This is a genomic window from Rhizobium sp. 01N447_2 (assembly GCF_056399245.1).
In genome coordinates this window covers 1-11054 of the sequence record NZ_JBFTQY010000121.1, presented here as the reverse complement: position 1 = coordinate 11054, position 11054 = coordinate 1, and the positions used below count along the sequence as shown (strand labels likewise).

General features: G+C 61.8%; 14 protein-coding genes. 6 read left to right on the top strand and 8 right to left on the bottom strand.

Features of this window, described 5'->3' with window-relative positions; translation table 11 throughout:
* Positions 1-68: 68 nt before the first annotated feature.
* The 5 genes from AC1ECN_RS37160 to AC1ECN_RS37140 all read right to left on the bottom strand — a co-directional run bounded on the left by AC1ECN_RS37160 (position 69) and on the right by AC1ECN_RS37140 (position 4117).
* Entirely contained in the window at positions 69-1130 is a 1062-nt protein-coding gene (locus AC1ECN_RS37160; protein ID WP_130674047.1) for a maleylacetate reductase, read from the bottom strand.
* A 47-nt stretch (positions 1131-1177) separates the two neighbouring features.
* Positions 1178-1462, bottom strand: a complete 285-nt coding sequence (locus AC1ECN_RS37155) for a YciI family protein (RefSeq protein ID WP_130674048.1) — start codon at positions 1460-1462, stop codon at positions 1178-1180.
* A gap of 91 nt (positions 1463-1553) precedes the next feature.
* Positions 1554-2297 (bottom strand): ATP-binding cassette domain-containing protein, encoded by a 744-nt coding sequence (locus tag AC1ECN_RS37150; protein ID WP_197728643.1) that lies wholly within the window; start codon positions 2295-2297, stop codon positions 1554-1556.
* A gap of 21 nt (positions 2298-2318) precedes the next feature.
* The gene (locus AC1ECN_RS37145; RefSeq protein WP_130674049.1) at positions 2319-2651 is read right to left on the bottom strand and encodes a Dabb family protein; all 333 of its coding nucleotides are present in this window, start codon (positions 2649-2651) and stop codon (positions 2319-2321) included.
* A 635-nt stretch (positions 2652-3286) separates the two neighbouring features.
* Positions 3287-4117 (bottom strand): SDR family oxidoreductase, encoded by an 831-nt coding sequence (locus AC1ECN_RS37140; RefSeq protein ID WP_130674050.1) that lies wholly within the window; start codon positions 4115-4117, stop codon positions 3287-3289.
* Positions 4118-4226: 109 nt separating this feature from the next.
* Here AC1ECN_RS37140 and AC1ECN_RS37135 point away from each other — a divergent pair, with 109 nt between their 5' ends.
* Entirely contained in the window at positions 4227-5132 is a 906-nt protein-coding gene (locus AC1ECN_RS37135; RefSeq protein WP_477955859.1) for a LysR family transcriptional regulator, read from the top strand.
* A gap of 20 nt (positions 5133-5152) precedes the next feature.
* Here AC1ECN_RS37135 and AC1ECN_RS37130 read toward each other — a convergent pair whose 3' ends face one another.
* From AC1ECN_RS37130 to AC1ECN_RS37120, 3 genes are all read right to left on the bottom strand, one after another.
* Complete coding sequence (locus AC1ECN_RS37130) at positions 5153-6043, bottom strand: LysR substrate-binding domain-containing protein (RefSeq protein ID WP_477955857.1); 891 nt, start codon at positions 6041-6043, stop codon at positions 5153-5155.
* 210 nt (positions 6044-6253) lie between these two features.
* Entirely contained in the window at positions 6254-7069 is an 816-nt protein-coding gene (locus AC1ECN_RS37125) for an endonuclease/exonuclease/phosphatase family protein (RefSeq protein ID WP_018071070.1), read from the bottom strand.
* Positions 7070-7162: 93 nt separating this feature from the next.
* Positions 7163-8626 carry a phospholipase D-like domain-containing protein gene (locus AC1ECN_RS37120; RefSeq protein WP_130674053.1) on the bottom strand — a complete coding sequence of 488 codons (1464 nt, stop codon included), beginning with the start codon at positions 8624-8626 and terminating at the stop codon, positions 7163-7165.
* A gap of 215 nt (positions 8627-8841) precedes the next feature.
* Here AC1ECN_RS37120 and AC1ECN_RS37115 point away from each other — a divergent pair, with 215 nt between their 5' ends.
* The 5 genes from AC1ECN_RS37115 to AC1ECN_RS37095 all read left to right on the top strand — a co-directional run.
* Positions 8842-9483, top strand: a complete 642-nt coding sequence (locus AC1ECN_RS37115; RefSeq protein ID WP_130674054.1) for a UdgX family uracil-DNA binding protein — start codon at positions 8842-8844, stop codon at positions 9481-9483.
* Positions 9484-9625: 142 nt separating this feature from the next.
* Complete coding sequence (locus AC1ECN_RS37110; RefSeq protein WP_024319964.1) at positions 9626-9880, top strand: DUF2934 domain-containing protein; 255 nt, start codon at positions 9626-9628, stop codon at positions 9878-9880.
* Positions 9881-10018: 138 nt separating this feature from the next.
* Positions 10019-10189, top strand: coding sequence for a hypothetical protein (locus AC1ECN_RS37105; protein ID WP_018071067.1), 171 nt, complete (start codon positions 10019-10021; stop codon positions 10187-10189).
* Positions 10190-10198: 9 nt separating this feature from the next.
* On the top strand, positions 10199-10372 hold the full coding sequence (locus AC1ECN_RS37100; RefSeq protein ID WP_477955855.1) for a hypothetical protein: 174 nt from the start codon (positions 10199-10201) through the stop codon (positions 10370-10372).
* 172 nt (positions 10373-10544) lie between these two features.
* Positions 10545-11054 (top strand): PAS domain-containing protein (locus tag AC1ECN_RS37095; RefSeq protein ID WP_477955853.1); only part of this gene is annotated, 510 nt, incomplete at its 3' end.

Genomic DNA, 11054 nt, shown 5'->3' with positions numbered 1-11054 from the left:
GGCTTCGACCTTTCGGTTTTGCTCATCTCAGACAATTTTCTATCCTCCTCGGCCCGAATTGCTCGCCATCAAATGGCCGGAGCCTCGCCCGCATAGGCGCGGGCGATGAGCGCGCGGATGCCGTCGCGCTCCAATGGTTGGGGGTTCCAGTACGGGTTGGCCAGTGCGCGCTCGGTCGCCACATCGACACCGTGTTCCGGCATGCCAATCTCTCTCAGAGACCTCGGCGCGCCGATCCGTCCCGCGAGTTCGAAAAGTGCCGCAGCGGGGTCCTGGTGGCCAAGCACGTCCCGGAGTTTTTCGATCACCTCGGGAATGGCGGGCGCGTTGTAGGCGAGCGCGTGCGGCAGGACCACGGTGTGGGTCTCCGCATGTGGCAAATCGAACGAGCCGCCCAGCGTGTGGCAGAGCTTGTGATGGAGGGCCATGCCGACCGAACCCAAACAGATGCCGCAGAGCCACGCGCCATAGAGCGCGTCGGCCCGCGCGTCGCGATCGGCTGGATCGTCGTGGATGAGCGGCAGCGACCGTACCAAGGCCCGGATCGCCTCCAGCGCCATCAGCGACACGACCGGATTCCGCTCCTTCGCGTAGAGAGCCTCGACCGCATGGGCGATGGCGTTCATGCCACTGGTGCCCGACATGCCGACGGGAAGGGTGAGCGTGAGGTCCACATCGTAGATGACKACCTCCGGAAGAATCTTCGGGCTGCTCTGCGTGACCTTCTGCCCGTCCTTGGTCTCGCCAAGGATCGGGGTCATTTCCGATCCGGCATAAGAAGTCGGGGCGACGATCTGAGGCAGATCGGTCCGCAGCGCGATCGCCTTGGCCAACCCTGTGGTCGATCCGCCACCGACTGCGATCAGGCCGTCGACGTTCTTGTCGGCCACGACCCTCATCGCGTCCTCGGTTACGTCCACGGGCGTGTGCATAGTCGCTTGGGAATAGACACCGACCGAACGCACGCCCAGAAGCGCGGAAAGATTCTCCGCATCCTCGGCCTGCGGCGGCGTCGCCAGTACCAAGACCCGCTTCAGCCCGAGACGATCGACTTCCGCGGGAAGCTGGGCCAACGTTCCTGACCCGAAAATCACTCTGGCCGACTGGCCGGTATAGACGAAAGACTGCATGTCGGCTCCTCGATTCCGGCCCCGATCGGACCGGACCTCCTGCGTTCCTAGCGATTGTCGACGCGCTTCAAGAACGGGTTGATGTCCACTTGCCGCCAGACATTGGCGTGGGCGAACGGGTCGTCGTTGTTGAACGCGATCACGTCGTCGATCTTGTCGGCCTCGAAGACGAAGAGCGAGCCGATCATGGTCTCGCCGTCATCGGCGACAAGCGGTCCCGAGATTATGGTCTTCACCGCGCCCGCGGAGAGATACGCCTTGTGGGCGTCGTAGTTCGCCAGGCGGCGTGGCAGGCCATCCGCATGGTCAAGGCAATGAACCGCAAAGAGCATGGGCTTTTCCTTTCATCGTCATCGCTCTCCCTCAAAGGTCAGCTCGGAGGGAGTGGTAGCGGCTCGGACGCCGCCACCGAGTCTGCGTCGATCACTTTCCGTTGGCCGGGTAGCAATCCTTCACGTTGTCCTTCGTAATGATCTCATGCGGAAGGAAGCGGGTCTTCTCCACCGTCTTGCCGTCGAGGACGTCAACGACGGCCTGGGCGGCGTAGGCTGATGAACACGATCGTCGAGCCTTGGTCCCGCAGCCATCTGACGGCCGTGAACACGCGGCGTATCTCGCTGTCGGACAACGTCGCGGTCGGTTCATCGAGGATGAGGATGCCGGCTCCGCGTGACACCCCCGTGCGATCTCGATCAGCTGTTGCTCAGCGAGACCAAGCTCGCGAGCTGGCTGATCGAGATCGACGTGGGAGAGCCCGATGTCGTCAAGCTGACCACGAATGGCAGCGCGGTAACGGCCCCGGAAAAGGAACTCGCCGATAGATTGGTCACCGAGGAGAACGTTGTCGAGCACCGAGAGGTCCGGAATGATCGATAGCTCTTGATGGACGATCGAGATCAGCCGAGGGTCGGTTCGGCGGCCGCCGTTGAGTGGGACGCCGTCGACTGTGATTTCTCCCTCCGTCGGGGCGACAAGAGCACCGAGGATCTTGACCAAGGTCGATTTGCCGGCTCCGTTTTCCCCGCACAGCCCGTGGATCTCGCCCGGCATCAGGTCGAAGTCGACACCCTTCAGAGCGACGACGCCGCCGTAKGTCTTGCGGAGGCCTCGGACGTTCAGGACCGGCGAAGACATGAGGTCTTGGGACTGCGTGATCGTCGTGGTCATAGGTTCCTCGGCCTTCACGCCTCAGTCGGCGCTTGCATGCGCGCTGGCGCTCTTAAACGGGGAATAGTCGACTTGGTGTCGGGCGATCCGGACGTCCTTCAGGGAATCCCTGACCCGCAGGTGCGCGGGATGAGTGGCGTAGCCCTCAAGGGACGCTTCGTCCTTGAACTCGGAATAGAGCACGACATCGCAGGCGTAATCGACGCGAGAGAAGTCTATGCCGACCTCAAGGAACAACAGTCCGGGGATTTCCCCGCGGAGGCTCTCGAACTTTGCCTTGAGGTCGAAGGCGGCGGCCTGCTTTTCCTCGGCGCTTTCCCCACGGACGTCCCACATGACGATATGCTTGATCATCGATCTACTTCTTTGATTTCTGAGTTTCGGACTGCCGGAGGACCGGCTCGGTTGAGGTCTTGGGAAATCGCGTCTCCCGACTGCAGGGGCTCGACGCCTGCTTAGGCAGGCTCAACAAGGCCGACCCGGCCAAACAAATTGAAGCTCATGAAATCCTCCCAACGGCTGTTTCCTCCGCCGTGGGTCGAAACTTAACTTCTTGAACTTCGGGAAAAAGAGCTCACAAAGGGAAACACTTTCGCGCTCTGCGCAAGAAACAGCTCGGCTGTAGGTGCTACGCTACGCAGCGCCGTTAAACCGACGCCGCTTACGTTCTGAGAGTGCAGGTGGGACGATCGGGCTATTTCTACGTCTAGGGAAATCAGGGCTGGAACCAGCGAAAGCCTGGCCCTACCCACGACCTGCACACCGGCGGCCAACTGTTCAAATTTGCGGCAACCCACGTTGACGACGGGCCGCATTACGTCTTCAACAACAGTTGGATGCTGCGCGCTCCGGTGCCCGCGTGGCAGTCGATCTCGATCGCAAGCTGCTGCAGGCAGCAGGCGCTCTCTAGCGCACATTGCAGGATTGGACATAGCGCGCCGGCTGGCATCGGCCCGGCCGGCGCCAACAACGGGGTTTGCTGGTCGCGGTCAGGCGCCGACATCCGCGGAGATCGTCACCTCCTTGAAGGCGTCGAGCTCAGCCAACCGCTCGACCAGCGCTTTGCGGATCGAGGCATAGCTGCCGGCGCCAAGCGCCAGCCGCTTCGGAGCCGAGTGTTGTTCGGCAGCCTCGATCATCGCCTGGGCCATCTTGACAGGGTCACCCTTGGCTTCGAACCTGCCGTCGGCGATGGCGCGGCGGATTTCGCCGGCCGGCGTCGCGTCATAGACTTCCATCGGCTGCGGCGCGACCAGGCCGCGCCCGAAATCGGTCCGCGCCGGACCTGGCTCGGCGATGATGAATTCGATGCCGAAGGGGGCGACCTCCTGCGAAACGGCTTCGATGAAGCCTTCGATGCCCCATTTGGTCGCATGGTAGAGGCTGAAATTCGGATAGGCGATCTGCCCGCCTTCCGAAGACACCTGCAGGATGCGGCCGCCGCCCTGTGCGCGCATATGCGGCAGCGCTGCCCGGATCACCTGGATCGAGCCGATCAGATTGGTGTCGATCTGATGGTGGATCTGTTCGTCGCTGACTTCCTCCGCAGCACCGAACAGGCCGTAGCCGGCATTGCTGACGACGACGTCGATCCGGCCCATCGCTCCAAAGGCGGCGTCAACGACCGGGCGTACTGCCCCGTCATCGCTGACGTCGAGCGTCGCGATCCAGAGGTTCTCGCCGTAATGTGATTTCAGATCGTCGAGCGCTTCCGGCCTACGCACCGTCGCCGCTACGCGATCGCCGCGCGCCAGCAGTTTTTCGGTCATGGTGCGCCCGAAACCGGAGGAGGCGCCTGTTATCATCCATGTCTTTGCCATTGTCTTACCTTTCATGCCGCCGGATTACGGCTGCTCTTGAAGGTAAAGATAGATGAGCCTATTCCTGCTTCCATCCGTTGAATGCTGCATGAGTTAGTGAATTTTAGCCATGAATTACCGGCCGACCCTTGCCGATCTGAGAGCCTTGTCTGCCATCGTCACCCATCGCAGCTTCCGCAAAGCCGCCGACGAGTTGGGTCTGTCACCTTCGACGCTCAGCCATCTGATGCGTTCGCTCGAAGCAAATATGGGCGTTCGGCTTCTCAACCGGACGACCCGCAGCGTCGCGGCGACGGAAGCCGGCGAGCGCCTCGTCACCCGTCTGACACCACTGTTCAGGGATTTCGATCTGGCGCTCGAGGAGGTCAASGAATTCCGCGGCCACCCCAGCGGGACGCTGAAGATCAATACCAGCGAGATCGCCGCGCAGGTGCTGCTCGATGCCGCCGTCCCGACCTTTCTCACGCGCTATCCCGACATGTCGCTTGACCTCGTCACCGACAATCGGCTCGTCGATGTCATTGCCGACGGTTTTGATGCCGGCATAAGGCTTCGCGAGGCGGTGCCGCTCGACATGATCGCGGTGGAATTCGGCGGCGATACCCGCTTTGTTGCCGTCGCTTCGCCGGCCTATCTCGCAGCGCATCCGGCGCCGCAGACACCGGACGCATTAAAGTCCCACGCCTGCATCCGTTTCCGGCTGCCAAGCGGCAAGCTCTTCCGCTGGGAGTTCGAAAAACACGGTCACGAGCTTGTCGTCGACGTTCCGGGCGTGCTGACACTCGACCATGTCGAGCTGATKGCGCAGGCGGCGGCAAAGGGGCTCGGCATCGCCTATGTCTCGGATCGCACCGCCCGGCCTTTTCTCGAAAGCGGCGCGCTCGTCACCGTGCTTGACGACTGGTGTCCCGCCATTCCGGGCCTCTGTCTCTATTATCCCGGCCACCGTCACGTGCCGCAAGGTTTGCGGGCCTTCATCACGGTGCTGACCKAGGTCGAGCGGCACAGACAATAGATCGCCCTCGCCCACCCCCTTCAGAATCCCCCGATCCGGGACCCGATCCAGCGAACGAAGAGCGAGGCAGACGGGCTGAGCCGTTCGAAACTGCGCGCAACGAGCCAGTAGGCGCCATGAGGAATGGCAATATCGAAGAGGCAAAGCAGCCGGCCTGCCTTGATCTCCTCCTCGGCGAAGATCTCGTCCATCAGCGCTACGCCCTGCCCGCGCAGGACCGCCTGCATCACCAGGCCGCCATCGGCATAGATCGGTCCCCGCGCTGTCTCCGGCATGGCGACATCAGCCGTCTCGAACCATCTCGACCACACGTCCCGGTTTTCCTCATGCAGCAGCGTGTGGCGCAGAATGTCCTCCGGCCGCATGATCGCCGGTCCCATCTTGAGCAAGGCAGGCGCTGCGACCGCTATCATCCTGACATCGGCGAGATTCTCGCTCTCGGTCCTCGGCCAGGCGGTGGCGACCGCGCTGTGGCGGATGGCGATTTCGGCCTGACCACTGCGGAACTCGRCGAGGCGTGGATCGGAGTCGATCGTCACCTCGATCTCGGGATGCCGCTCGCGAAACTCCGGCAGGCGGGGAACGAGCCAGCATGCCGCGAAGGAAGGTTCCGCGCTGATCGTGACCGCGGCATCCGTCGACCGGCCGCGGATCTCCTCCAGGCATTCATCGATCCGGTCGAAGGATAACGTCAGGATCGCCAGCAGCTTGTTGCCCGAGGCGGTCAGGTCGACGCCGCGATGGCGGCGCTCGAAGAGCGCTTCGCCCAGCGACGCCTCCAGCTCGCGGATCTGCCGGCTGACCGCTGCCTGCGAGATGAACAGCTCCTGCGCCGCCAGCGTGAAGCTTTCGAGGCGGCCGGCGACCTCGAAACTCCGCAAAGCCGTCAGTGGCAGGCGCCCGCGTTTCATCCATAACCTCAAGTCATTCGAGGCCGACGATAAACTCGTTTGAAGGCGCCAGGCAAGAGGCGGCATATGATCGCGAAGGAGAGATATCAATGCGCAAGCGGATTTTCGAGATCATATTGAACGTCATCCGGCTGGTGACGTTTCAGCCATGCTTGAGTGAAAGCGCCGGGCGAAGTGACAACGGCGACGGCACCCGCTGTCGCCATGACATCAGCCAGGCACCGGTTCCAGATCGACAAGCGCCTTGATCGGCAGGTGGTCGGAGGCGATGCGCGCCAGTGGCGTGTCATGCGCTTCCACCTCCGAAATGATCCCCTTGCGGTTGGCGATGATCCGGTCGAGGGCCAGAAGCGGCAGGCCGGCGGGGAAACTCGGGACAGCGGGCGGCAGCGGTCCGAAGGCGGATTGGAACGTGTTGAGCGAAGACCGGTCGCCGAGCCGCCATTCGTTGAGGTCGCCAAGCAGGATGGTCGGCATCTCGTGCCTGTCGTTGATCAGTTCGACGAGCGTGCGCGCCTGCTGGGCTCTGCTATGGCGCAGCAATCCGAAATGCGCGGCGATGATGCGCAGCACCCCGCCCTGCTCGAGCTCGATTTCGGCAACCAGCGCCCCGCGCGGCTCCAGCCCCGGCAGCTTGACCTGATGCACGTCATGCACCAGCCCCTTCTTGAAGAGCACGACATTGCCGTGCCAGCCATGCGCCTTCGCCATGCCGGCAATCGGCACCGGGATCAGTCCCGTCTCCCGCTCCAGCCGCCCGAGATCGAGAATGCCGGTGCGTTCGCCGAAGCGCGTGTCGGCCTCCTGCAGCGCAATCACGTCGGCGCCGATTTCATGGATCACCCGGCTGGTGCGTTCCGGATCGAAGCGGCGGTCGGTGCCGATGCACTTGTGCACGTTGTAGGAGGCGATCAGCGTTCCCGCACTGCGCGGCCTTGCCTCTGTATAGGCTGCATCGAGCCGTTTTTTCCTGCTCCGGATCGAGGCAAGAATGCTGGCGGGAAGGCTGTCTTTTCTGGCGTGCATCGGCAGGCGCACTTGTTCCGTTGATCGAAGAGGCTTGTCTCAGCAGTATAGGCAGGCAAGCCGGACTTGCCACGTCCGATCACAAAAAATCCTTCAGAGATAAGGCGACCCAAGCCATAGCACCTTTTCGATCAACCGCACTGCGAAGGGTCGCGCCTGCAGCCCCTCAAGCGTCACCGGCACTGCCGTTTTCAGGGTTTCCTCGATGTGCTCGTCGATCTCGGCGGCAAAGCCCTCGTTCAGCACTTCAAGGTCGACCTCGAAATTCAGCCGCAGCGAACGCGGGTCGAGATTGGAAGAGCCGACATAGGCCCAGGTGCCGTCGATCGTCAGCAGCTTCGAATGGCTGAAACTGCCGGTGGAGCGCCAGATGCGGCAATAATTCTTGAGGATCTGATCGAATTGCGCCGTCATCGCCCGGTCGACCAGCACGAGGTTGTTGACCGCAGGCACGACGATATCGACTTCGACGCCGCGCCGCGCTGCCGTCACCAGGGCGCTGATGAGTTCGCGGTCCGGCAGGAAATAGGGCGACATGATGCGGATCGATTGGCGCGCCACGGAAAAGGCACCCGTCAGCATCTTGTGGTTGGTCTCGACGCTGCGGTCCGGGCCGGAGGCGACGACACGCATCAATATGGGATCACCGGGGCTGCGCTCTGGCGGTTCGATGCGCCAGGGCTCGTCGTTCAACAACTCCTGCGTCGAGAAGCGCCAGTCTTCGGCGGCGAGGTCGAAGAGGTCGGCAACGACAGGGCCGGTGACGCTGAAATGCGTGTCATGGGCAAAGCTCTCGCCTGTCGCCTCCTCGCTGAAGCCCGCCCTGATGTTCATCCCGCCGGTCAGCGCAATTTTCCCGTCGACAATCAGGATCTTGCGGTGGGTGCGCAGATTGGCATAGGGCAGCCGCAAGCCCATGATGACATTGCCGTTGAAGACGGCGACCGTGACGCCGTTCTCCCTGAAATGGCCGAGAATGCTCGGCACCGAATAACGTGCCCCGACCGCGTCGATCAGCACCCGGACCTCCACACCACGCCTGACCGCCGCAATCAGCGCATCGGCAATGCGAAGGCCAACCGCATCGCGGTCGAAAATATAGGTTTCAAGCAGGATGCTGCGCGTCGCCGCGTCGATGATTGATTTCATCGCCGCATAGGCCTCGTCGCCGGTCTCCAGCATGTCGATTGTATTGCCTGTCGTCAGCGGATTGCGCGTCACCCGGTCGCCCAGCGTCTGCAGCGCCGCAAAGCGGCGGCCGAACTGGCTGATCACCGTCTCGGCCTCGGCATCGAATGTCTCCAGTTCGTCGAATTCTGCCGCCAGCAGCAGCGCGTCGCGGCGGACACTCAGCGATTTGCGGCGGATGCGGTTGATGCCGGCAATCGCATAGAGCAGCGCGCCAATAATCGGAGAGAGCATGATGACGCCGACCCAGCCGGTCGCGGCACGCACCTCTTCCTTGGTCATGGCGGCATGGATCGCCGCCGCGGCCCCCATGGCGATCGAAACGACAAAGAGGATATGCGGCCAGTAGGTCGACAGAAGATAGAACATCGCTGGCGAATATAGCCCCGAAACGGCGGCGTTCAATCGCGCCACCGCTCTCCCATGACGCGAAATTTTCACCTTGACCATTTTGCCGGCCCGGGGACCGATCGCGAAAGGTTCCGGAATGGGCCCGCAGATTTCGAAAGCGCGCTGCCCATTCCCGAACGGGAACAATGCCGGCATGGATCGATTGACCCCAAGAAGACTGAGGATCGCCCATCATGAACATAGCTGCAAATGTCGGCCCTGCCCTGGCGCTCGAAGTCGCGGATGCCGACAGCATTGCCGAACTCCGGCATCAGGCCGAAGGCTGTACCCGTTGTGACCTCTACAGGAATGCCACGCAAATCGTCTTCGGCGAAGGTTCTGTCAAAGCCGAGATCGTCCTCATCGGCGAGCAGCCGGGCGACCAGGAGGATCTGACCGGCAGGCCCTTTGTCGGCCCCGCCGGTCGTCTGCTCGATCGCTGCCTTGAGGAGGCTGGCCTCGACCGTCAGCGCTGTTACGTCACCAACGCGGTCAAGCACTTCAAGTTCACGCCGCGCGGCAAACGGCGGCTGCATTCAAAACCGAATGCCGGCGAGATCAGACGTTGCGCCTGGTGGCTCGGCGCAGAGCTCAACATCCTGCAGCCGAAACTCGTCGTGACGCTCGGCGCAAGCGCGCTTTATGCGCTGCTCGGGCCGAAGGCGAAACTGACGCCAGAGCGCGGCCATATTCTGCATCCGGCAAACCGTCCGCCTATCCTGGTCACCATCCACCCCTCCTATCTCTTGCGCATCCGAGACAAAGAAGAGCAGCAACGGCAGCGCCGGGAGTTCGTATCAGATCTGCACAAGGCGGCGGCATTTCGGCCTTCATGAGTGCCGATTCTCAACCCTAATATGCTGCGATGCGAAATATTTCCGGTTGCGACGCGATTTCGCTTGAAAGAGCCCCACTCCTCTGGAACCATCAAAGCAGTATCGCGTTCGAACGACGGCATCATGTGACTGGAGATCAGCGATGGCAGAAACTCGGGAAGAGTGGATCAAAAAACGTGCATACGCCCTCTGGGAAGAAGAGGGTTATCCGACGGGGCGAGATTCCATCCATTGGGAACAGGCACGGCACGAGCGCGAAACGCTCGAGGGCTCTGCTGCGTCTTCCGACGGCAAGGAAGTCAAGCCCAAGGCGAAACGCAGCGTCACGGGCAGCAAGACGAACGGCGTCGTGACACCGGCACCGAAGCGCACCGCGAGCCGTAAGACGGCGTCCTGAATACCGGAATACCGAGCACGTCGATTAAAAAGGGCGTCGTCGCGACGCCCTTCGCTCTTCTTTGTCATATGCCTGAATTAGTTATGCTTTATGGAATTTCAGARGTGGGGCTTCCATGCGGGGGTGAACAGAGGCCGGATGACGCTGCAAGCTTTGAGGCTTCCAAAAAAAATCGTACCTTCGCCCGATAACCGGGAACAAGAAGATACGATGACGGTTTATGGCGGAACAGGGGAAGTTGCCATGAACGCCGGTCATACCGAAATTCTCTTTTTAGCCAGCAACCGCGCTTCGATCGCGATCGTGTGAGGGATGGAGATGTCGCTCCTCATCATCGCCRCGCTACTGTACCTCGGTCTTGCGCTCGGGTTCATCCTTGTCGTCGATAACCTCGTCGGACTGGTATTCCGCGATCCGCGCGCGCCGGTGCTGTTGGTCTCCGTCTACATCGGCCGCGCCTTCGCCGCATCGCAAAAACTCTATCGAAAATAACCTCCCTGGTGGTCCTCGCAAACTGTTAAAAGTGTTCAACACCCGGCAGTTAAGGATATTTCGACCGCGCCCTTTCCCTCCCATCGGAAGCCTCTATGTTGAGGTTTGGAAGGTTCGAACCCCGAGGCGACCGATGACACTGGTGCGGCGGACGACTAGGAAGCGATTTTGAATGGGAAGCGTCGGGGACGGCTGGCCGAGAGGTGGCGGCGAAATCGGCGAATTGTTACGGCATCCGGCTTTCCACGCCGTCGGCCTCGGTCCGGTCGAAAGCTGGCCTGCCTCTCTCAAGCATATCGCCGAAATGGTATTGAATTCCCGCCAGCCCAAATTCGTCGCCTGGGGTCCGGATCTCGCCTTTCTCTACAATGACGCCTATGTGCCTGTTTTCCCGGAGCGGCATCCGGATGCGCTCGGAAGACCCTTCCGCGAGGTCTGGGGGGATATCTGGGAACAGTTCTCGCCGATCATCGCCACCACGCTCCAAGGCAGTTCGCAGCTCTTCAAAGAGCTGCTCATCCCGATGCGCCGCGACGGCCGCACCGAGGACACCTGGTTCACCTTCTCCTACACCCCGCTGCGCGACGATGACGGCATGGTCGCCGGCATCCTCTGTGCGACCCTTGATGTCACCGACCAGGTGACGGCCAAGCGCGGCGAAGAGACGGCGCTGGAAGAGCTG

What these genes read in the sequence shown, in the direction of transcription:
- AC1ECN_RS37155 (WP_130674048.1), bottom strand. Translation starts at nt 1,462, where the DNA reads ATGCTCTTTGCGGTTCATTGCCTTGACCATGCGGATGGCCTGCCACGC.
- AC1ECN_RS37145 (WP_130674049.1), bottom strand. Translation starts at nt 2,651, where the DNA reads ATGATCAAGCATATCGTCATGTGGGACGTCCGTGGGGAAAGCGCCGAG.
- AC1ECN_RS37140 (WP_130674050.1), bottom strand. Translation starts at nt 4,117, where the DNA reads ATGGCAAAGACATGGATGATAACAGGCGCCTCCTCCGGTTTCGGGCGC.
- AC1ECN_RS37125 (WP_018071070.1), bottom strand. Translation starts at nt 7,069, where the DNA reads ATGCACGCCAGAAAAGACAGCCTTCCCGCCAGCATTCTTGCCTCGATC.
- AC1ECN_RS37120 (WP_130674053.1), bottom strand. Translation starts at nt 8,626, where the DNA reads ATGTTCTATCTTCTGTCGACCTACTGGCCGCATATCCTCTTTGTCGTT.
- AC1ECN_RS37115 (WP_130674054.1), top strand. Translation starts at nt 8,842, where the DNA reads ATGAACATAGCTGCAAATGTCGGCCCTGCCCTGGCGCTCGAAGTCGCG.
- AC1ECN_RS37110 (WP_024319964.1), top strand. Translation starts at nt 9,626, where the DNA reads ATGGCAGAAACTCGGGAAGAGTGGATCAAAAAACGTGCATACGCCCTC.
- AC1ECN_RS37105 (WP_018071067.1), top strand. Translation starts at nt 10,019, where the DNA reads ATGACGCTGCAAGCTTTGAGGCTTCCAAAAAAAATCGTACCTTCGCCC.